The 22534-nt window shown below is 49.6% G+C and carries 12 protein-coding genes and 1 tRNA gene; 6 read left to right on the top strand and 7 right to left on the bottom strand.

Annotated features, from left to right (window positions below; translation table 11 throughout):
- Positions 1-86: 86 nt before the first annotated feature.
- Complete coding sequence (gene guaB / locus ACJJIT_RS05060) at positions 87-1574, bottom strand: IMP dehydrogenase (protein ID WP_444886843.1); 1488 nt, start codon at positions 1572-1574, stop codon at positions 87-89.
- Positions 1575-1746: 172 nt separating this feature from the next.
- Between guaB and xseA the strand changes: the two genes are divergently transcribed.
- Positions 1747-3099, top strand: a complete 1353-nt coding sequence (gene xseA, locus ACJJIT_RS05055; protein WP_444900176.1) for an exodeoxyribonuclease VII large subunit — start codon at positions 1747-1749, stop codon at positions 3097-3099.
- 66 nt (positions 3100-3165) lie between these two features.
- The gene (locus ACJJIT_RS05050) at positions 3166-5481 is read left to right on the top strand and encodes a transporter substrate-binding domain-containing protein (RefSeq protein ID WP_444900175.1); all 2316 of its coding nucleotides are present in this window, start codon (positions 3166-3168) and stop codon (positions 5479-5481) included.
- A gap of 25 nt (positions 5482-5506) precedes the next feature.
- Here ACJJIT_RS05050 and ACJJIT_RS05045 read toward each other — a convergent pair whose 3' ends face one another.
- The 3 genes from ACJJIT_RS05045 to ftsH all read right to left on the bottom strand — a co-directional run bounded on the left by ACJJIT_RS05045 (position 5507) and on the right by ftsH (position 11764).
- On the bottom strand, positions 5507-6484 hold the full coding sequence (locus tag ACJJIT_RS05045) for an NAD(P)H-quinone oxidoreductase (RefSeq protein WP_444900174.1): 978 nt from the start codon (positions 6482-6484) through the stop codon (positions 5507-5509).
- A 246-nt stretch (positions 6485-6730) separates the two neighbouring features.
- A complete protein-coding gene (locus ACJJIT_RS05040) occupies positions 6731-9019 on the bottom strand; it encodes a TonB-dependent receptor (RefSeq protein WP_444886847.1) in 2289 nt (762 codons plus the stop codon).
- 786 nt (positions 9020-9805) lie between these two features.
- Positions 9806-11764 carry an ATP-dependent zinc metalloprotease FtsH gene (gene ftsH / locus ACJJIT_RS05035; RefSeq protein WP_444900173.1) on the bottom strand — a complete coding sequence of 653 codons (1959 nt, stop codon included), beginning with the start codon at positions 11762-11764 and terminating at the stop codon, positions 9806-9808.
- Between the two features lie 368 nt (positions 11765-12132).
- Between ftsH and ACJJIT_RS05030 the strand changes: the two genes are divergently transcribed.
- Positions 12133-12209 (top strand) — tRNA-Arg (locus tag ACJJIT_RS05030).
- A 196-nt stretch (positions 12210-12405) separates the two neighbouring features.
- Here ACJJIT_RS05030 and ACJJIT_RS05025 read toward each other — a convergent pair.
- Entirely contained in the window at positions 12406-13170 is a 765-nt protein-coding gene (locus tag ACJJIT_RS05025) for a substrate-binding periplasmic protein (protein WP_444900172.1), read from the bottom strand.
- A gap of 750 nt (positions 13171-13920) precedes the next feature.
- On the opposite strand from ACJJIT_RS05025, the gene ACJJIT_RS05020 reads away from it, so the two are divergent.
- The 3 genes from ACJJIT_RS05020 to ACJJIT_RS05010 all read left to right on the top strand — a co-directional run bounded on the left by ACJJIT_RS05020 (position 13921) and on the right by ACJJIT_RS05010 (position 16417).
- The gene (locus ACJJIT_RS05020; RefSeq protein ID WP_444900171.1) at positions 13921-14778 is read left to right on the top strand and encodes a M90 family metallopeptidase; all 858 of its coding nucleotides are present in this window, start codon (positions 13921-13923) and stop codon (positions 14776-14778) included.
- Positions 14779-14884: 106 nt separating this feature from the next.
- On the top strand, positions 14885-15463 hold the full coding sequence (locus tag ACJJIT_RS05015; protein ID WP_444900170.1) for an HD domain-containing protein: 579 nt from the start codon (positions 14885-14887) through the stop codon (positions 15461-15463).
- Between the two features lie 351 nt (positions 15464-15814).
- On the top strand, positions 15815-16417 hold the full coding sequence (locus ACJJIT_RS05010) for a hypothetical protein (protein WP_444900169.1): 603 nt from the start codon (positions 15815-15817) through the stop codon (positions 16415-16417).
- Between the two features lie 232 nt (positions 16418-16649).
- Here ACJJIT_RS05010 and ACJJIT_RS05005 read toward each other — a convergent pair whose 3' ends face one another.
- Together ACJJIT_RS05005 and ACJJIT_RS05000 are read right to left on the bottom strand one after the other, a co-directional pair.
- Entirely contained in the window at positions 16650-20678 is a 4029-nt protein-coding gene (locus ACJJIT_RS05005; protein WP_444900168.1) for a translocation/assembly module TamB domain-containing protein, read from the bottom strand.
- Positions 20678-22513 (bottom strand): autotransporter assembly complex protein TamA, encoded by a 1836-nt coding sequence (locus ACJJIT_RS05000; protein WP_444900167.1) that lies wholly within the window; start codon positions 22511-22513, stop codon positions 20678-20680. Before ACJJIT_RS05000 ends, ACJJIT_RS05005 begins: the two co-directional genes overlap by 1 nt.
- Positions 22514-22534 lie beyond the last annotated feature (21 nt).

Below are 22534 nucleotides of genomic sequence, written 5' to 3'. Positions count from 1 at the left end.
ATTGACTCATTAACAGAATAAATAACGGCAAACGGACCTGAAAGGTCCGTTTGCGGCTTGGTACTGAAAGTTGTTCACCGAGAGGCTTAGCGTCCGCCCACCGGGTAGTTGGGCGCCTCTTTGGTAATCTGCACATCGTGTACATGGGACTCACCCATGCCGGCGGCAGTTACCCGCACAAATTCTGGACGGGTGCGCATGGTTTCAATATCCACACTACCGGTATACCCCATAGCAGAGCGCAGGCCACCGAGCATCTGGTGCACAATGGCAGACAGAGGGCCTTTATAAGGGACGCGCCCTTCAATACCTTCCGGGACCAGTTTTTCAGCGCCCTTGCTGGCATCCTGGAAGTAGCGATCGGAGGAGCCCTGAGTGCGCGCCATGGCACCGAGGGAGCCCATACCGCGATAGGACTTGTAAGTACGCCCCTGGTATAGCTCCACCTCACCCGGCGCCTCTTCGGTACCGGCAAACATAGAGCCCATCATTACGGAAGATGCACCCGCAACAATTGCCTTGGAAATATCACCGGAGTAGCGGATACCACCATCGGCGATCATAGGTACCCCTGTTCCTTTAAGCGCAGTGGAAACCTCAGCAATTGCCGTTACCTGGGGCACACCGATACCCGTCACGATTCGGGTGGTGCAAATAGAGCCGGGGCCAATACCTACCTTCACCGCATCCGCACCAGCTTCAACCAATGCGCGCGCGGCGTCGCCAGTGGCAATATTGCCGCCAATTACATCCACTTGAGGATGCATTTCCTTAATGCGACGCACGCGATCAATTACGTTGCGGGAATGGCCGTGGGCAGTATCCACAACCAACACATCCACACCGGCCTCTACCAGAGCCGCTACGCGGTCATCGGTGTCAGGACTGGTGCCCACTGATGCGCCAACACGCAGGCGGCCATCGGAATCTTTACAGGAGTTCGGGTACTGCTCTGCCTTATTAAAGTCTTTAACGGTAATCAGGCCGCGCAACTCAAAATCATCGTTCACAACGAGTACTTTCTCGATGCGGTGCTTGTGCAGCAATTCGCGCACATGATCAGAAGAAGCATCTTCGTGTGCAGTTACCAGGCGCTCCTTTGGCGTCATGACACTGGCAACACTCACATCCAGGTCGGTAAGGAAGCGAACATCGCGGCTGGTAACAATACCCACCAGATCTCCTTTATCCATTACCGGAACACCGGAAATATTGTGATGGGTTGTCAGGGCAATCAATTCACGCACGGTGGCATCCGACTCGATCGTAATCGGGTCTTTTACCACACCGGCTTCAAATTTCTTCACCGCACGCACCGCAAGAGCCTGCTCTTCAATGGACATGCTCTTGTGGATAATGCCGATACCACCTTCCTGCGCCAGGGCAATTGCCAGGCGCGCTTCCGTTACTGTATCCATAGCAGCGGAGACAATGGGAATATTCAGGGTGATATTGCGGGACAGCTGGGTTTTAAGGCTGACATCCTTGGCGGTCACCTCGGAATAACCGGGCACAAGTAGGACGTCGTCGAAAGTGAGGGCTTCGCGCGCGATGCGCAGATTGGATTCAGACATTGTTGACACTCAAACCTCGAATAGGCGGGATTGGGTATCGGCGCGATTATACCTCTCAGGAACAAAAGCGCAAATGGCATTTCATAGAAAATCGGATTTAACGAGTAAAGCACTTTACCTATAAGGGGGATACTGCAATATTGCTCCGCCAGTTTTCACTTGAGAGGCACAGATGCAATCCAGCCCAGCAACTCCCAACAGCAAACGCAGTGTCCTGTCGGTAAGCGATTTGAACCGGGAGGTGAAACAGCTGCTGGAGGGCAGCATTCCACTGCTGTGGATCAGCGGGGAAATCTCCAATTTTACTGTGCCCAGCTCCGGCCACTGGTATTTTAGCTTGAAAGATACCCGCGCTCAGGTGCGCTGTGCCATGTTTCGCGGGCGCAACCGCAGTGTGGCTTTTCGCCCACAAAACGGCCGCGAAGTGCTGATCCGCGCACGGGTTAGCCTCTATGAGGGCCGCGGTGAATTCCAGTTGATCGTGGAACATATGGAGGAAGCCGGCTTCGGCGCCCTGATGCGCCAACTGGAACAGCTCAAAGCCAAATTACAGGCCGAAGGGCTATTCGACAGCGCCCGAAAACGCGCCCTGCCCTATTTGCCCACCAATATTGGCATTATCACTTCCCCGACTGGTGCCGCGATTCGCGATATGATCCATGTATTGGGTCGACGCCACCCTGGAGCGCAAATTGAACTCTGGCCAGTGGCTGTACAAGGCCAGGGAGCGGCGCAACAAATCGCCGGCGCTATTGAAAAAGCTGGGCGTAGCGGTCGCCACGACCTTCTTATCGTGGGGCGTGGCGGCGGCTCTTTGGAGGATCTCTGGCCTTTCAATGAGGAGGTTGTTGCGCGGGCCCTGGCCACCTGCCCCATTCCCACAATTTCTGCGGTAGGCCACGAAACAGACACGACCGTTTCCGATCTGGCTGCCGATCTACGCGCACCCACCCCTTCAGCAGCAGCGGAAATTGCCAGTGCAAATGCCGCTGAGTTATATCAACAGCTGGAAAATAGCAGGCATCGATTATATAGGGCCATGCAGCAGCAGGTTCGCCACCTACAGCAGAAAATTATGTTGAGCCGTAATCGTTTACGCCACCCGCGCGAACAACTGCAAAACCGCTCGCAACGCCTGGACCACTTGGAGATGCGCCTATTGGCCGCAGGCCAGCAGCAAATTCAGCAGCGCCGCAACCAATTAGCAGCAGCTCAGCGGGCCTTTACCCACTACCAACCCCAGAGGCAATTACAGAAAAAAGGAGAACAGCTGAAATTTGTGCAAAGCACTTTGCAACGTGCGGCTGAGCGCCTTTTGCTGCAAAAAGCTGACAGGCTCAACCACCAAGCGCAGTTACTTCACAATGTGAGCCCACTGGCTGTTTTACAGCGCGGCTATGCTATTGCCAAGGATTCCCAGGGTAAACCTCTAAAAGACAGCCGCACGCTCGAAATAAACCAAAAAATTGAAGTTCAATTGGCCCGGGGTCACTTTTCCGCCAAGGTAGAGAACATCAGTCACTAAAACCAGAAAATGGGCTGAAGAGGCACGACACTATAATCCACACATAGAGAGCTTTTGGAGCTATCTATGAGGTGCCCTTATAAAGCTATCAGCCCCTATTGCTGGATTTTTTTATACTTTTTTATACTAATTCTCGCACTTGCCGGATGCTCCCCAAAAGTACCCGAAGATTCAGAGAACTCAGGTACTCTACAACCTACGGCCTCTTCAGAAAGTAGCCCTCAGGCAAATACCCCAACCGAGGAGAAAAAAAGTCCTATTGTTATTCCTGCAAAAGAACAACAGGTCAATTACATTGAAACCGGAGACCTCAAGGAAATAAAAAAACACGGCACCATCCGCTTCGTGAACTTGACCGGAGCAGCGGAAAACCTATTACCTAGAGACGGAGTAGTCAGCCTGCGCCACTTCGAGCTGGGAAATAAACTCGCCGATCAATTAAAGCTGGAGGCCAAGTGGATTAAGGCCCCAACCCCCGACAAAGCAGTAGAAATGCTAATTGCCGGTGAAGCTGATGTCATTGCCTATAACCTAACAGTGACCGATGCGCGCAAGAAAATCATTGACTTCAGCGTACCCATGCGCCAATCCCGCCTGCAGCTAGTTACTGGCCCTTCCGGTCCAGATATTAGCGACCCGAGCAAACTTAACGATGTTGAATTAATTGTTCCGCAGGGCTCTGCCAATATAGAAGCTGCGCAACAATTAATTGCCAAATATCCTGATGCGAAACTTTCTGTGCGTGAATTTGTTATTCACGGTAATCGCGATGGTTTGATCGATATGCTCAATATGAAAAATAATCGGGTCGCGATTCTCGAGAACTTTTCTGCGGAGGATTTACGCAACTATAGGGACGACTTACGCCTAGGGGCTTATGTTAGCGAGATGCAGAATATCGCCTGGGGAATGCGCAAAGACACTAAGCGACTCAATTCCACCGTGGATAACTTTATTACTCGAAATCTGGTGAAGGCCCAGGAAGAGCGCATCACCGACTGGAAGGGCATTAAAAAATCTGGCGTTATTCGCTTGCTTACTTATAACGGCCCCACGACCTACTTTATTTGGAAAGGTCTGTTAATGGGTTTTGACTATGAATTGGCAAAAGCCTTCGCAGACAAACACAAACTGCAGCTACAAATTATTGTGGTGCCGTATGAAGAGAGCTTAGCGGACTGGCTCAGGGCCGGGCGCGGGGATTTTGCCGGATCGGAACTCAATATCACCCCATCCTATGAGCCACAAGGGATGGTATTCACCAAGCCCTATGTAGAGTCGGCAGAGCAAATCATAAGTAGCAAAAATAAACCCCCAATCGAAAAAATTCAGGACTTGAGCGGCCGAAAACTCACTCTACGTGCCTACTCTTCTTTTATTGACACAGCTAAAACTCTGCGAGACGCAGGTATTGACGTAGAAGTTCAGGTTGCACCGCCGGATATGTCCCAATCACAAATTTTCTCTTTGATCTCGGACGGTCTAATTGATGCCACCATTTCAAATTCTGGGCGCGCAAAAATTGAGGCTTCAGTACAGCCCAATTTGGTACTAGGTACGTTACTCGGAGACCCCCAGCCCCAAGGCTGGCTGGTTCTACGCCAGAACTGGCATCTACTGAAGAACCTCAATAAATTTATCGAGGGCTATAGAAAAACTGCGAAGTATAAAAAACAGTATGCGGCCTACTTTGAGCCCAACAAACGCTTTATGCAGAGGGTTAGCACCCGAATAATACCAGGGGAAAACCTCTCCCCTTATGATGACCTGGTAAAAGAATCGGCTTATAAATATGATTTTGACTGGCGCATGATCGTTGCACAAATGTGGCAGGAAAGTAATTTCAATCCGAAAGCGGTTTCACCGGTTGGTGCGCAAGGTTTGATGCAGGTAATGCCGGCAACCGCAGAGGAAATGGGCTTTCCACCCCCGCTGTTTGAACCTGAGCGCGCCATTAAAGCCGGTGTAAAATATATGGACTGGGTCAGAGACCGGTTTAACCCCTCCCTGCCCACGGTAAACAAGCTCTGGTTCACTCTAGCCTCATACAACGCTGGTTATGGCCACCTTCTCGATGCACAGCGCCTCGCCAAACAGTTGGGCCTAGACCCCAACGTCTGGTTCGACAATGTAGAAGTAGCGATGTTAAAGCTGGCCCAGCCCCAGTATTTTAAGCGTGCGCGTTATGGCTATGTACGGGGATCGGAGCCCGTGCAATATGTGCGTAACATCAGCAATCTCTACAAGGCCTATGTAGAAATGATGAGCGACGATGCCAGTGTAGCTGTGCCCCTACAGAAAGCACCGGGTATCAGCTATTGCTCACCACTCCACACCCCAGAGGGGGTTATCCAGCAGATACCCAATTACTCCACTCCGTAGGCTACCAACGTAGATTCTCCAAAGATCACAAGGTGAGCACAATTTTCCCAACGATCTTGCCAGACTCAAGAAGCCGATGTGCTTCGGCAACCTCCTCCAAAGGGAAACGTGCAGCAACCTGAGGGTGAATTTTACCAGCTTCTATTAATGGCCAAACTTGTGATTCCAAAGAGTGTGCAATACTGGCCTTAAACTGTGTGGATCTTGGCCTTAAGGTCGAGCCGGTAAGGGAAAGCCGCTTTAACATCACCGGTAACATATTCACTTCAACTCTGGCTCCCTGCAGATAGGCGATATTCACGATACGGCCATCATTCGCAGCCACTTGAATATTACGATCAATATAGCTACCACCCACCATATCCAGAATCACATCCGCTCCATGTCCTGAAGTAGCTTCTTTTACTGCCTGTACAAAATCTTCTTCCCGGTAATTTATTGCTTGCTCGGCGCCGAGTTGCACACAAGCCACACATTTTTCTGCGGAACCAGCTGTGGCGAAAACCCTGGCACCCAGCTGATGTGCCAACTGAATAGCGGTAGTCCCAATACCCGAGCTACCGCCATGTACCAAGAAGATCTCTCCACTTTTCAAACGAGCCCGATCAAATACATTGGCCCAAACCGTGAAGAAAGTCTCCGGTAATGTCGCAGCCTCCACCATAGACAAAGAACCGGGTATTGGTAGGCACTGCCCTTCTGGAACCGTCACAAAATCCGCATATCCGCCGCCATTAGTTAGGGCACAGATCTTATCGCCAACTTGCCAGCGTTCAACGCCTTCGCCCACAGCGGCCACCCGACCGGAAACTTCAAGCCCAAGAATAGGAGAGGCACCTGGAGGCGGAGGGTAATGACCATTGCGCTGAACAATATCGGGACGATTGACACCAGCGGCAGCTACCTCAACCAACACTTCACCTGGGGCGACCTCCGGTCTGGGCAGGTCCGCCAACTGCATGACCTCGGGACCTCCATACTCCGGTAGATCAATAGCACGCATTATTCGCTCCTTTATCCTTTAAATTCTTCACGACCCGATTCAGTGATGGCGACAAACCCTGAAACCATCAGAGAGATATTGAGCACTACTGTACCGCTAATAGAAGGGAATTACAGGAGGGTAAAAGCAATGTGGCCGGGAACACTTGCACAAATCACCGAAAGATTCTGTATGCAAGTGGCCCGGCCAAGAAATGCATTAACTGAGAACCAAAGTCCTAATTAATTCAAATGGTAAGTCCCGCGATTAGAGCTCGTATAGGAACTCCACTCCCATTACACGCCCTTTATTCAATGGTGTGAAACTGGCACCCACTCCACCCATTTTGTAAGGCAACTGAGTATTGTTACCCTCCGCCATTTCATCCAGCATATTTTTGCCGAACAATGAAACGGTGTAGCTACCATTGTCCGGGGTATAGCCGATGCTGAAATCCAGCATATCCACTTCTGACAGCATACCGCGGTTATCATCGGTGTAAGGGGCTTCGTCTCTATGATTAAAATTCACACGAGAAGTCAGGGTGCCGTAGGCGCCTAACTGCAAGTCGTGGATAAAGCCCACACCGTAGGTCCAGGGGGCCAGACGGGGAATCTCAAGACCGAGATCGGTACTATCTACAAGGCCATCGCCATTCAGATCACCCAGCACCTTATCGTAGTCACCGTCAACATAGCCAACATTGAAGGTAAACAGCAGGTTTTCACTGATAGCCGCCATTGCCTCCAGCTCGGCGCCGCGAATAGTGGCATCGGCGGTATTGCGAATTATCTGCGCAACGCCACTGAATGGATCAGGAAGATTTTCCTCGCGCTGCATGTCATAAATAGTGTTGTGGAAAACCGCCATATTGGTGCGTAGACGTCCATCCAGCCAATCCACTTTGGCGCCAATCTCGAAGCTGCTCTGCTCCTCTTGATCGGTAGCCTGTGGAGTATAAGGCCCTCCAGTTAATGGATTAATACCAGCATTGCGGAAGTTGTAACCGCCACTGCGGAAGCCCTTGGTCCAGAAGGTATACAGCTGGGTATCATCAGAGACGCTCCACTGCAAGCCAACCTTGGGCGTAAAGGCATTCCAACTCTCGCTATCCTTAAAGTCGTAACTTGTACAACCACTGAGGGTGCAGGTATTTAGAGGAATAGAGGCTATCTTGGCATCTTTCTTCTCACTGGAGTAGCGCCCCCCCAAGGTCAAAACCCAAGCCTCATTTAGGTCGATATCCGCCTGGGCAAATACGCCATAAGTACTGTGGTCCTGCTTACCGCCCCCAGTCCAATCGAATAGACCCTGAAACAGAAGTCGATTTTCCAAATAGGTGACGTCCTGGCTAAACCAGTAAACACCGGTGGTCAATGCGGTGCGACCAAAGCGGCCGGAGTAGCGCAATTCATTACTGAGCTGGCTCTGGTCCACACTGGAATCTGCATGAAACAGCGTGACCGGTAAGGAGTCGATATCTCCCAGCCCGTGAGCCTCATACTCACGCCAAGCGAGAATATTGGTGATGGTGCCATCACCAAAAGCGACATCCTTATTGAACTCGGTAATGATCTGGCTCCATTCATCTTTCTGGTAACCTTCTTCATTTTGGGCCACCTCAAAAGAATCCCTGCCATTATCCCAGTCATCAATACCTAATGAGGCGGCTATCTGGGTCGGACTGCCCCAAGGGACAACCCCGTCGTCGGTTATTTCGAAATAGGGCTCAGAACCGCGGTTCTGAGCCACCACACCATCAGAATCCATGCGGCCGTGCTCCATACGCACCAATAGCTCCGCTGTATCGCTCAGCTGGATACTAAAGCTTGGCCGAATAAACCAGCTGTCGGAAGCGCCGGCATTGTCGTTGTTAGTGGCAACGTTTTCGAACCATCCGCGGTCATCGTTGTAATAAACCGTTAAACGGCCGTTGACCGTATCGGAAATGGCGCCGTTAATGGAGCCGGCTGCGACAGTATCGAGATTGTCGGTGGTGGATATTTTAAAGCGTGTAGAAAATTCATCCGTGGGGCGGGCAGTCTTTATGACCACTGCACCACCAGTTACATTGCGGCCAAATAGCAGGCCCTGTGGACCCCGCAAGACTTCAACACCTTCCAGGTCGAACAGGTCGGTCACCACACCGGCGTTCACACCCAGATACATACCGTCCACAAACACACCGACGGTAGGATCAATAGAGGGAATAGAACTATTGATACCCAGGCCGCGTACTGTGAAGTTTGCGGTATTTTTTACCGTGCCCACATCTTCCAATTGAACATTGGGCATTTTGAAGGAAAGGCTTTGCAGATCCTTGGTGTGCAGAGCCTCTAACTGATCGCCAGAATAGGCGGTGGCCGCTACGGGAACCTCCTGCAGGATTTCTGCATCGGCGCGTTTGCGGGCGGTGACTTGCACCTCCTCCATTAGAGTACCTACCGAACCCTCAGCGGCAAAGCTGGGGGTCGCACCACTGGCCAACCAAAGAGTCGCTACAGAACAGGCGGAAAGCAGAGCGGAATGCTGCTTAAGTTTTGACGGACTTCCCATGTTTTCTCTCCATTGTTTTATTGTTTTTATCTACAACAACGGACTTATCGCAATCGGTACTGCCTTATCCCGCCGCTCTACTCTCTCTGTGGAGATTCCGACTTTGCGAGATTCCGATCCAAGACCGCGCTGATAAAGAGGCACAGAATTCGCATGTTTTCTGTGACTCAAACAGATTACAGGCTAGCCACGCCCGGTGGAAGTCTATTTATCGCGGATAACGATAAAAATAACTCAATTAGTCTGGAAAGTTCGTTGGAAGAGGGAAAACTAAATCCTGACTAAAAAAATAGAACTGAACATGCACTATTTAAGTGCGAACTTTTTCCTCGCCCACACCCCAAATTCCCCTTAAAAAGTAAGGAATAAAAATTTATTTTTGTTAAGAGCAGCCAAGGCGTGAGTTAAATCTAGCTTGATGAATTTAAAAAATACAGTGACAGCGAAATACAGGCTCAAACTTCGTTATCTTCAACATAAAAGACCTAGCAGTCAGCAAATTTACTCGGTTAATAGACTAGATTTTTCTGGGTGTGGATACTGAGAAATGGTACTTTTGAATATTCTGTTAAAAAAGTGTGACACTAATTATAAATTTCTCCACTTTATACAAAAGTGAATTTGACCATTAAGTCCGACCACTTTATTGCCAGAAGTAACAAATTATTTTCACCTTATTAGTAGATCGCAAACGAACCATTGGTAAGCTAGCCGAGCAATGCCCTATCAATTCATCAACTGCAAATGCAGCGCTAGGATGCATCCGATCCCTTAACCGCTTGCAGATCAAGAGTCTGCTTTGCCCCCAGTAGTGATTACTTGATGCATCTCAGAAGCATCGAGGGTTTCTTTTTCTAGTAGCGCTTGTGCCAGGGCATCAAGCTCCTTGCGATGGCCCTGTAGAAGATTCTGGACTTCCGCCTCTATTGCGCTGACCAGGGCAATGACTTCGTCATCTATGATCTCAGAAGTATGCTCACTGAAATCTTTTTGCTGCGCCATTTCCTTACCAAGAAAGATATGCTCCTCCCCGCGCCGAAAGGCCACGGGTCCAAGCTTCTGACTCATACCCCAGTGCGTTACCATATGCTGGGCCAAGCGGGTGGCCTGCTTCAAATCGGACTCTGCCCCACTGCTAACTTCATTAAACACGACCTGCTCAGCCACCCTACCCCCCAACATCACACCGATGCGATCACGCAGGTAGCTCACTTTCATGTTGTGGTGATTTTCTAGTGGAATCTGTTCTGTTGCCCCGAGGCTGTGTCCCCTGGGAATAATAGTGGCTTTCTCCAACGGATCGGCATGGGGTAGCAGCATCGCAGTGAGGGCGTGGCCAGCCTCGTGATAGGCAACCGTCTTTCGATCTTCCTCTCCCATTATCACTTCCCGCTCGCCACCAAGTACTACTTTGTCCCTGGCCTGTAGCAGACAATCCATATCCACGGCTGTCCTGTTTTGCCTGCCCGCCAACAACGCGGCTTCATTAATCAGGTTTTCCAAGTCCGCCCCGGCGAAACCCGCCGTTAAGGCAGCCAAGCGCTCCAGGTCGACTTCCCCATGTAGTGGGACATTCTTAGTGTGAATACTTAGGATGTCCCTTCGAGCAGGCCTATCCGGTAAATCCAGGGTGATCTTGCGATCAAAGCGTCCAGGGCGAAGCAGTGCCGCATCCAACACATCGGGACGGTTGGTTGCCGCTATCACAACCACCGCCTCCTGGGGATCAAAGCCGTCCATCTCGCCGAGAATCTGATTCAGGGTTTGCTCACGTTCATCGTGTCCGCCTCCCAGACCCGTGCCGCGCGCCCGCCCTACTGAATCAATTTCATCGATAAAAATGATTGCTGGAGCCTCTTTCTTGGCTTCAGCAAACATATCCCGCACCCGCGATGCCCCGACACCGACAAACATCTCTATAAACTCCGAACCACTGATACTGAAGAAGGGAGCATCACTCTCTCCTGCCAAAGCCTTGGCCATCAATGTTTTGCCTGTACCTGGGGGGCCCATCAGCAGAATACCGCGAGGAATCTTTGCCCCGAGTTTACGGTAGTGTTCAGGGTCTTTTAGGTAGCCGGCTATTTCTTGCAAGTCCCTCTTGGCATTGGCAAGGCCAGCCACATCAGCAAAAGTCACTTCGGATTCACTGCGTTCATAGCGTTTGGCCGGTGACCGGGCAAAACTGAATGGGTTGCCTGGAGTCATGGCGCCCATTCGGGCCTGCATTCGACGCCCCAACCAAACCAGCAAGGCAATTATCAAAACCCACGGCAACAGCAAGATCGCCATCCTTTGCCAAAATCCGCCCTGGGATGATTCCGCTTCAATTATTACCTGCTGCTTTTCCAGTAAGGGCATTAACTCTGGGTCCTGCACCGGGGGTATGGTCGTTTCAAAGCGTTTTTCTTCTGGCTTCTGGGCTTTATCTTTAGTCTCACTCTTTCCCTCGGGCTGCTTACTGGCTACTTGTTTGAAGACTCCGGTGATACGTTGTCCTTCAAAAAGTACACTGGCAATTTCCCCCTTGCTTAGCGCACTCTTAAAGTCACTGTAAGATAAAACCTCTCTTTCTGAACCAAACTGCCCATTCGAACAGTATTGAAGAGTGAGGATCACCAAGAAAAGGAGTACGACATACTGCAGCCAACCAAGTGGACTCTGCTGAGACTGGCCAGAGAGAGGGGAACCTGGCTCCTCGGCAGGTAACTTCTTCCCTTTCTCATCGTCATCCGCCATTGCCATAAGATCTCACTGATATTGGGGTAGCCTACTATCCAAAAATTGAAGCGCAGTCCCTTTATGCTGGAACAATCAGTATAGTTCTCCGCCAACTATGCTGAGCCGGCATATGTATAGGCCCATAAAGCCTCGGGCTAACGAATGAGGGCGGTGCTCTGCGGTCCCAATCAACCCCACCTAAAGGCCTGTAACAACTATTGTTAAAAAGGACTTGCAAACTCTCGTTCCACGCGGCAAAATTCGCGCCCTATCGAACTCTCTGGCCCTGCGCCAAGGGGCGAAAAAGTTCGATAAGTTGCGGATTTTTAAAGGATTTTCCTTAAAATCAGTTGACTTAAGCAGATCAACTGACTATAGTTCGCACCCATAACGCGCTCGTAGCTCAGCTGGATAGAGTACCTGGCTACGAACCAGGCGGTCGGAGGTTCGAATCCTCCCGAGCGCGCCATACAAAAAGGGCCTGTAACGCAAGTTACAGGCCCTTTTTATTTTTCTGACTTTTTACCTACCTTATAGCTAACAACCTTCAGCTAAGTTAGCTGGCAAGATAGCCAAGCTTGGTTAGTCCCTGAAAAATTGAAAAGGCCTTGATAACAACCGAGGCCCCTTCACTCGCCGTACAATACGGAGATTCTCACACCTGCTTACTTGCAGATATTCTCCTTCTGTACAACATCATATTTCTTCAACAACTCCTGATAGCGGCCACTACTGCACAGCTTGGCAAGCCCACTATTGAAATCATCGCGCACCTTCTGATCACGGAACCCTACACGGAAATCAGTCATTGGAACGAAGATCGGGAAAAGATTTACCTGATCCATTTTATGTCCCATTTTATTACTCAAATGCTTAAACAGCTCCATATCTGCAACCGCCACCACGTCTTTCATCTTCCAAAATTGAGCAACAAGATCGGGAGCTGTTGGAGCCTGAACAATATTCTGGCGCTGTGTACCATTGGGTCCATACATCTTTTCAAACTCCGGCCCTAAATCCATAGGCCCTCCCTGCCAAGTAATCACCTTCTTACCGGCCAAATCAGCAATGCTATCAATTTTCATTTTATCGGTAGCTTTGGTAATCGCGTAATTGGCAAAACTGATCATGTTATTAGAGTAAAAAAGACCATCATCTTTCTTCATCACATTAACAGCTGCCTGTACTTTACCCTGCTCAAGGGCTGGGGCTGTCTCTGCAAAACCCATCTGTTCAAACTGCACCGAATACCCAGGCAGCGCTTCCCGTACAATATCGACCTCCAAGCCACTGGTAGCATTGTTGATCACATAGGGGGGAGCATCGCCAGCTATTGCCACCTTTAAGGGTGTGCCGCCCGATTGGGCAACCGCCTGAATAAGAACACCGAACATCAACCCGAGAAAAACAACAACGGAGCGCATACGCATAACCATCTCCAAAGCGACAGAAAAATCACCCAGACGCCCTAAGTGTTGACACCGAATAGCTATTTATCAAGTCGCATCTTTCCACCATAGAAACAGACTTATACTCAGCCACCCCCTATGCCAGACATATTTTCTAGCCAAAGAACTTGAAAACGGCACGTAATCCCCCCAACTCAGAAAAGAGTAAAGCGATATGGCTATAGACCCCTATTGGAAAACTCTCAACATCAATCTTTTTCCTGAGAACTGCGAAGTCAAACTTGTATTTTGCTCAACCAGGTTTATACCCCCCCCCGCTAGAATCCCAAAGAGACTGAAGCAAAGGCCAGCCAGTATGGTATCGATTCAGAAACAACTCACTAAACATAAAAGAACTCTACACAATACAGATGATCGCAATAATCTGACAATCCTAGACTCACTATTGAACACTGAGTTTCGAGAAGTAAGAAAGCCTGGTCGCAGCTTTAATGTTAAATCGATAGCCTCAATGGTACAGATGGAGAAAAACTGCAAGTGGATAGCTCACAGTCAAGATCATAAATACATAACACTCTCTGAACCATTTCGGTTACGTCTTTATCGGACCGCACACAACGATCGGCAGGAAAATTTCTATGAGTTCTGCAAGCCACCCTCTATTTGGGTATTCAATAAACGGCAGAAACAAATAAAGTACCACCAAGGTACGACCTGTGAAACTTTTTCAATAGACGAGAATAATTCAGCCAAACAGCAGGCACATAATCTATGAGCGCTTTTATTGCAATTATCCTGCTCGCCTTGGCAATTTGGTTAATACCGATTCTTTATCGCCGCTGGCGCATCAACTATCGACGTGCACAAGTATTGACTCAGGAGCAGTTACAGCTCCTCAAGGAAGCGCTTCCTCTATATCACGATCTAAATAGTGGCCAGCAGAAAGAACTACGTGGAAATATCGCACTTTTTCTTCATGACAAAGAATTTGTCGGCTGCGACGGCTTACAAGTGAATGAAAAAATGAGAGTCACGATCGCCGCCCATGCATGCCTTCTGCTGCTGGGTCGTAAAAACGAATGTTACCCCAACCTCTACACCTTACTACTCTATCCGGACACTTACGTTGCCCAGGAAACTCACCGAGAGGGTTATATAGAGACCCACAAGCACAGCGCACGGGAAGGCGAGGCACACTATCGCGGCCCCGTAGTACTCTCCTGGGGTGATTTGGAGGAAGATTTAGAGTTCCCTCAGCGAGGACACAATGTCGCTCTACATGAATTTGCCCATAAAGTAGATGAGGAAGATGGCTACTTTGATGGCCGCCCACTCTTTGAGAAGTCCAACGATGGCGACAACTGGGCTGCAGTAATGAGCCAGGAATTCCATCGCTTGCGCCAAAAAGCTGAATTTGGCCAGCTCCCCGGTGACAGCCCTTCCGTGCTGGATTTATATGGAGCCCAATCGCCCGCTGAATTTTTTGCTGTGGCCACTGAGAGCTTTTACACCATCCCCATTGCTATGCGCTCCCTACATCCAGAGCTCTACAGGGAACTGAGCCGCTTCTATCGACTGGACCCAGCAACACTGGTCGGAGGAAAAGCAGATAGTTCTCCAGGGCTATAACTCTCTCTCTTTAAATTCAACATAGAAATACAATAAGCTAGTGGCAGCTTATAAAAGAAAAATGATATCGAGCATAATTCCAGAAAACTAATGCCAGGAAGTATCAATGGAAGCAATTGAGAAAGCGCTTAGCTTTATTATCGAAATAGAGAAGCTCAAAGACGTTCAACGGAAAACAAAACCAGTGGGATTGAATCGCTTCGAAAACTCCGCAGAGCACAGCTGGCATGCCTGTCTATGCGCGCTAATTTTGAAAGATTATTCAAATGACCCAATTGATATAAACCGGGTTTTAAAAATGCTACTAATACATGATCTTGGGGAAATTGATGCAGGGGATACCATAATCTACTCAAGTGAAACAAACGAGGCAAAGACTAAAGAAAAGAAAGGGTTAGAACGACTATTATCATTATTACCTGGAAGTATGAATATAGAATTGATGAAATTATGGGAGGAATTTGAGTCTGGAGAAACGGCTGACGCCCGATTTGCCAAGGCCATTGACCGAATCCCTCCCCTACTACATAACATTTATGGTGAGGGACACAGTTGGAAACAATACAGCATCACCAAGGATCAAATATTTTCTTTAAACGCACGTATTGGAAAGGGTAGCGAAGAACTTTGGTCTGAGATTAGTAGCATGCTAGAGGGGGCAATCAAAGATGGCATCCTCAAGTAAGGACCTACCTGAATAGGATCAAGCATATAAATTTGAGCCATGAACTTCCCACAGGGTAATGCTCAACTACCTTAGTCTGTTCTACAATCAATACCATTCTTGTATAGCTTCCCCTGATTGCTACCAATATCTGAATAGTTTCCAAATCCTTCTGGAATAAAAATCGTGCCAAAAGTAGCCCTGCCAATCCTCGGAGCCTTTATTCTTTTTTTGCTCCACACCGCATCAGCCAATTCGCCTATTAAGTGCCAACCCTTATTTAACCATCAGGATGATAAGGTTGCTCAATACAATAGGTGCACCCAAATTGACTTCCAACCCAGTAGTATCGACGGATCGGCAACGATCATAATGCGGCGCAATAGCAAGGGGGCTTGTGCCTATACCACAGCTGTCCAATGTGGCAATAAAAACATACAGATGGAGGAAATTGCTGCGATAGATTTCAAGATCTCTATTCCTGCGGGCAAATGTAACCCAACCGAGTGGATTGCTGTATACATGTTCCCCTGGTGTGGAGAATCAGGGGGATGTTGGAGCGACGGGGAACGAGAAGTGGACTTTGTAGAAACAATGGGCCCCAATGGCCCCGGTGACCTAGCCTCCAATTGGGGAGGTCGCCCCAAGCAGGCAGAGTGGATCAACCAACATGGCGCCATCAGAGTCGATAGTGGCACTAGCCAGCATATCACTTTTACTTCCAGCCAAGTTCTCTCAGGACCCAAAAGCGGCACTTATCAATGGGACATTCGAGTGTGTGCCCCTTCGGCGACAAAGTGTGAAAACACTAATCAACTCTGGCATGCTTACCGTGAGAAAGGCCCGACTATTTTTGATGAGTCGATGATGATCGTTATTGACAACTGGGGAGTTAATCACCCACCAAGAGAGGGCTGCACTTTAGAGGTTACAAATATGCTAATCACTAAACACTTAAGGTCATCTAAAGAGTAGGCAAAATTCTGAACATCCTTACCATTTTCCAAAAAAAGGGAGTAATTCAGCCATTTACCTATATATAGTCTTTGAGAATATCAAAAACTCAAAAAACTGATTAAATAATTGAATCATTCTATGATCCAGCCAAAAGTTCTTTTTACGAAAAGACTTAAATAAAGCGAGTTATCAGCCGCTAAGTCGAAAGCAAGCCCTTTCATTCTTATTGATAACTTTTAACCGTCGCAAATTAATAATCCTTCTTCCACTGCAATTCCACACTACCAGAACCACTATCGCCCTCGTCCGCTGTTTTAAACTCCAGATTAAGGTCTTCGCCTATCTCTATCTGCATTTCTGCTTGCCAGGGGCTTAGGGGATCGGTACTACGTTGCAACTCTACATAGATACGGTTGGTAATATATTTTCCCAGGCTCAGAGCATACTCATCCCCCTCATCACCTTCCTCTTGCTCAATATTCAGAGTATCCAGCCGCAACAATTCCCGGGTTTTGGCTACCGGGTCTAACACAGCGCGTCCGGTTTGCAAGCTGCGAACCACACTCACTAAACGCACCGCCTGCAGCGGAGAAATATCTGACAAGGACTTACCAAACAACAGCTGAGCTAAGATTTCATCCTGGGAAGCTGAGGGATCAGAGCTGAAAGTAATATCCATATCTGTTGCAGAACCAGAAATATTTGCAGTGATTTCACCGTCGCTATATTTGTAAACGCCTTCGACAAATACAGCCACTTCGTTATTTTCAAAGCGTACCTCCCCTTCCTGCAAATTAAATTTCTTACCTAGTAGATCAAAGCTACCTCTCACAATGGTCAGTTTTCCTGAAGCCTCGGGTTTGGCCGCAGTTCCACGAATATCCACCTGACCACGCAGTTGGGAGTTAAGCCCCAGACCACGCACATAAGATTGCTGGTCTAAAACCACTTCCACCCCCAGGTTAATCTTACTGAGTAGCGGTGGAGCGCGCTCCACTTGCGGGCCATCCACCTGGACTTCTACCACCTGGATTTCCGGAACACTGCTACCGATCCACTGTTCAATCTGTACCGCTAATGGACGTAAAGTAAAGCGCCCGGTAATTTCCGCATCCTGGCTGGAGCCGGACAGAATTGCCTCTCCCGAAATGGCACCGCGCACCCCCGGAGTATTTAACAAGTGTGCTCTATTTAGGTTTAAATTGAGGCTCATCTGTGGTGGCGACTGCTCAGGGAAGAACACCGCTCCTCCCAGGTTAATCGTACCGCCATCCACAACAGTGGCACTGCCACGCTCAATACGCCATTCCTCTGGTGTAAGGCGCATATAAAAATCGATATCGGCAATGCGGGTGTGACTGGGCCGGTGCTCATAGCTGGCCCCGCTGAGTTCTATCGCACCATTGAGCCGGGGCTCGCCAAGCGTGCCTGCACCATCAGCAGAGAAACTCAACAGGCCCCGCATAACATTCACCCTCGGGTCCATAAACTCCGCAACCACAGACAAGTCTGCAGTACCATCACTGACCAACTGCAGGGGAACATCACTTATAGGTCCAGATGGGTTATCTGCGAACAATCGCTCCATTATGGGTGTAATAAGCAGACTTGCGCTGCTATCTACTGCGCGTCGATTGCCATGATCAGCAACCAGAGACACTTGCAACTCACCGCCCTCGGTATACCACTCCAGGGCCATAGAGAGCGGCTGTACCTGAACCCGCCCTTTTTCCCTGCCTGGCATATAGCCGCTGAGACGCAGATCGCCCTCAAGCTGTGGCTGACGTGGGCTACCGGTGATACTCGCATGCAGGGAGATATCCCCTTGATCGGGGATATTAAATACTACCTCACGGGAGAGATCTTCCAGAGAAGCCCTACCTAAAACTTGCAGGTCCAGACGCTGTTCATTGAGGCTGCCATGGACCGACAATTGGTTGCGTCCCGCCCACAAAAACTCTAGCCCCTCAACAATCAAACTCTTATCGGCATAATCCAGAGCGCCCTGCAGCACCCAGGGCTCATAGCGGTAACCGCCCTGCGCCAGCACACTGGCCCTTACCTCCGGGTTAGTAAGCGATCCACTAATTTCTCCATCCAGGCTCAGCTCACCCTCCATAGTACTGGGCAATACTGCTCCAAACACTTCCACCAAGCTCAAGGGTAAGTTACGCACATTCACTCCCACCTGGAGCTGGTCCCGTTTAGGCTCAATTACTCCCTGCGCCTCCACCAATACGACGCCCTGCTTCCCCAGACGCTGTGCTTCCTCGGCCAGGGCTGTCAGGCGACTCGCGCTCTGCTCAGGCTGTACCGCGCCCTTGGCGATACCGGGGATAATCACTGGCGATTGCGGGCCCTGAAACTGTCGTGAACCAAAGTAGTTCATGGTGCCGTTGGCAAAGAGTTCCAGTCGCAAGCCTTGCAGGTCAATTTTTTCCAGGTTTCCGCTGGCATCACCTTTCAGGTTATAGCGGTATTCTTGAACCAGACCATCGGATTCCAGGCTGGCATTCAAGTAGGGATCAGACCAAGGGCCCTCGACACCCAGCAGCCCCTTTAAACCCAGACTAACCCCCTGTGCAGAGACAAATCCGAGATCTTCATAGGGGCTGAGGTTGCGAATATCCAAATGCAGCTGCAAATTCAGTGTTTTTGCCTCGATATCCACCGAGCCGCCACCGAATACATTCAGCTTTTCCCCCACCAAGCTCAGATCAGTAATTGTCAGTCCCTGTAAATTACCCTTCACCTTGCCCGTCAACTCATTTTGTAGGCCTCGGTAAGCGGTAACAGCACTCACATCCCCATCAAAAACCGGCTTGTCCCATGGCCCTTTTATCTGTAGCTGAAGTTGATGCAGGGTCCCAGAGAAGTCATCGGGGATTTTTAGTGCTTCTGTTTGCGGTAAAGCAGATAGCAATCGACGAATCTCTTCAACCCCCAGCTCTTGCGCCGCTACATTGATGTCCAGGGACTTGTTGTCGGTATCAATAGCGCCCGCCGTACGAATTTGCGCACCGGCAAACGCCAGTCGAAGTGACTCCAACAGAATAACCCCCTGATCAGTATTCACCTCACCCAGCAGACTCAGTGGCTGCTCCCGATAGTGACTATTCAGCTCAATCTGACCAGAGATACTGGGTAGTGGCAGTGTACCGGATAGGGTTAAATCAGCACTAAACCAGCCGCTGTGTAATACATCTTGCCAAGGGCGGGAGAGGGTAATTGGCAGGCGGTTGAGGTGAAGCTCAGCACTGATCTCATTTGCACCAATACTGCCTGAAACAGTGCTGCGCCGCCCATCCACCTGCAACCAAATACCTTCGGAGTGAATACGCCAGGGAAAAAGGTCAATTAGCAGGCTACCGGTCAATGCCAATTGATGCTGGGAAAGTGGAATGGAAATAGACTCTATATCGATCTGTACCTGCTCATCGCGACGGCGCAGAGCAATTTTGCCACGTGCATCCAACGCCTGCCCTTTCGGCAGGTGTAGCTGGCGACCCACAAAGCCCTGAGCTGTTTCACTGGCCGAAAAGTCCAGAACAAACCGCCCCGGCTGCTGCTCCCGCCCCTCGGCAATAAACTGCAGATCACCACCTTTTAACTCGCGAACTTCCAGCTGCAACTGAGTGGGCTGCCCCTCCCAGCGATACAGGCTATTAGCGGATACAGAGAGCGCTGGAATATCGCTGACTTTGCTGCTAATTAACTGCAATCGCTCAAGCTTTAACTCTCCTAAGCGAAAACTCGGCAACAGGGCTTCCCAGCTGGAAGTTTTTACTGTGTCCGTCTCATCCTCTACTACTTGTGCAGTTTCTTGCTCTGCTTCAGTCAAGGATTTAAGTAATTCATCCAGCACATCTAGATTCAGCAGAAAATCTTTGGCAGCGATACGCTCAATATTGACTGGATTACTGGAAAAACTCTGTAGCTGAAACTCCAGCTGGCTTCCCTCTGCCAGGGTATTGCTCTCAAAATCGACCCGAAGACGTTCGAAAAACCAGGCCCCGAGGCGCTCGCTGCCAATCCCTTCAGCTTCAATCGTAAGGCCGTCGATTACCTGTTCTGCACCGTAAAAAGCCGTGCGGGTCAAATTAACCCGCCCCTGCTCTGTGCCTAGAAAGTAAATTAATGAAAGCAGAGTAAATAGCAACAGACCCGTGATCAGGTAGCCCCCGGCTCCGAGGGAACGCCACAACCCCCGCAGAAAGCCTCGCAAAAAACCTAGCAGTGCGCCAGCAAAGCCCAGAGCCAATACGCTCCATCTGGACATCAAAATGCCTGCCCCAGGCTGACATAGACCTGATAGTGATCATCTACTCCGTCGCGCCTATCCAGAGGAAAGGCTAAGTCAAAGCGGATGGGAGCGAAGGAGGTATTGTAGCGAACACCAAATCCCGCCCCCCAGAAGAGGTTAGAGAAGTTAGGGCGTGGATTCTCATAGGCATTTCCTCCATCGAGAAACAGGACTCCGCCCCAAGTTTTACTAAAGCGGAAACGCCCTTCGATTGATATTTCGCTGAGGCCGCGCCCACCGATCGCATCGGACAGGGATTCCTGGCCGTCCTCATTAATTTCAACAATACGTGGACCCAACTCCTGGTACCCATAGCCTCGTACTGAACCACCCCCACCTGCATAAAAGCGTTCATCCGCCGGCAGTTCCAAATTGGGTGCGCCAGTAATGGCGCCGGCCTTGATACGCAATGCTAAAGTTGGTTCGTAGCGCGCCGATTGCGCCGTTTTATAAGCGGTCAACTGCAGGATATTTTTGACAAATGAAGTACTGTTATTTTTGAGATCCACATAGGGCTTAATCTCCAGTGCTGTGGTGGCGCCACGACGGGCATCGAGAGGCTTATCTGTTGTGTTTAACTTAAAACCCAACGGGAACGCCAATAAATGATAATTCTCATCCGGGTCCCCATCCTCCACAGCACCATCTACTTTTTCATCCACACGGCTGAATTTCAGTTCAGCCCCGCCACTGATGGTACGATGCTTACTCAGCTTGCGCGATACCAGCCCCTTAAGGGTTAAGGCCTTGGAACTGTAGGAGTCTACATCCTCACCGGTTAAGGCCACACTCGCAGTAAAGCGCTGTTTATCCCTAAAAAAACGCGGTATGGTCAACTTACTCTCTAGAGTTTGCTTGACCTTATTCACTTTACTCTCCACTTCCAGCTTTTCGCCACGGTGAAAAATATTTCGATGTTCCCAGCTGGCAGATACACCGGGGCCCTCATCAGAGGTGTACCCCACCCCCAAAGTAATAGTGCGGTGGTTGCGCTCCTGCACAATAAAGATGACATCAACCAGACCGTTATAGGGCTCTGATATCTGGTGAGTTACATTGGAAATTAAATTAGTGCGCAATAAACGCAATTGAGCCGCATCCAGCTTACTGCGACTGAAACAATCCCCAGGGTTAATATTCAACTTACTGCGCAAATAGTCATCTTCAACAGAAGTGGCACCAAGGATTTCTACCTCACCCACCAACACCTCTGGACTGGGTGCCACACGGTACACCAAACGTGCAGCTGCCTCCTGGTGAATCACTGTAGCTTGATAGGTAACATCGACATTGAGCAGACAGGCATTTTCATTAAGGTATCTGGTGATGGTCTGCACACCTTCGAGTACCTCATCTGCCTGTAATGGATCGCCGATAGAAATAGGCAAGCCGGGAAAGCCCGCCCGCAGATTCGCGGGCATTTCAATATCCAGGCTCTTTATCAAATACTGAGGACCGGGAATTACTTGGTAAATAATTTCACTACCCTGCACCGATTCCCGTACAGTAGCATCGTAATACCCCTCAGCGCGCAGTAATTTTTCCAGATTTCCACGCTCATAATGAGCGATATCCCGCAGATTTTCATAACTCTCAAGGGCGCTACTATTCTTACGCAACTCATTGAGCTCTTTAGTCAATTTTTCCTGCAATTGCGGGTCGCCCTGCACATACAGTGAAAAAGCGGGAAGTTTGGAAAAAAAAGGAATGGCTACTGCCTGCTGGAAGGGCAGTAATACAAAACCGATAAGCAGGAAGGCAAAGAGAACTCGCAAAATATTAATCCGTTGACTACGGCGGCTAGTCCGCATACTCCCGGGTATCCATCCCTT

This window comes from Microbulbifer mixtoriginis (SeqCode) (assembly GCF_052467515.1).
Note: the sequence above shows the minus strand (reverse complement) of the source record. Positions and strands in the feature narration are given on the sequence as shown.

Excerpts from the sequence above, each read along its gene's own strand:
- ACJJIT_RS05015 (WP_444900170.1), top strand. The coding sequence starts at position 14,885 with ATGGAAGCAATTGAGAAAGCGCTTAGCTTTATTATCGAAATAGAGAAG.
- xseA (WP_444900176.1), top strand. The coding sequence starts at position 1,747 with ATGCAATCCAGCCCAGCAACTCCCAACAGCAAACGCAGTGTCCTGTCG.
- guaB (WP_444886843.1), bottom strand. The coding sequence starts at position 1,574 with ATGTCTGAATCCAATCTGCGCATCGCGCGCGAAGCCCTCACTTTCGAC.
- ACJJIT_RS05020 (WP_444900171.1), top strand. The coding sequence starts at position 13,921 with ATGAGCGCTTTTATTGCAATTATCCTGCTCGCCTTGGCAATTTGGTTA.
- ACJJIT_RS05045 (WP_444900174.1), bottom strand. The coding sequence starts at position 6,484 with ATGCGTGCTATTGATCTACCGGAGTATGGAGGTCCCGAGGTCATGCAG.
- ftsH (WP_444900173.1), bottom strand. The coding sequence starts at position 11,764 with ATGGCAATGGCGGATGACGATGAGAAAGGGAAGAAGTTACCTGCCGAG.
- ACJJIT_RS05040 (WP_444886847.1), bottom strand. The coding sequence starts at position 9,019 with ATGGGAAGTCCGTCAAAACTTAAGCAGCATTCCGCTCTGCTTTCCGCC.
- ACJJIT_RS05005 (WP_444900168.1), bottom strand. The coding sequence starts at position 20,678 with ATGTCCAGATGGAGCGTATTGGCTCTGGGCTTTGCTGGCGCACTGCTA.
- ACJJIT_RS05050 (WP_444900175.1), top strand. The coding sequence starts at position 3,166 with ATGAGGTGCCCTTATAAAGCTATCAGCCCCTATTGCTGGATTTTTTTA.
- ACJJIT_RS05025 (WP_444900172.1), bottom strand. The coding sequence starts at position 13,170 with ATGCGTATGCGCTCCGTTGTTGTTTTTCTCGGGTTGATGTTCGGTGTT.
- ACJJIT_RS05000 (WP_444900167.1), bottom strand. The coding sequence starts at position 22,513 with ATGCGGACTAGCCGCCGTAGTCAACGGATTAATATTTTGCGAGTTCTC.
- ACJJIT_RS05010 (WP_444900169.1), top strand. The coding sequence starts at position 15,815 with ATGCGGCGCAATAGCAAGGGGGCTTGTGCCTATACCACAGCTGTCCAA.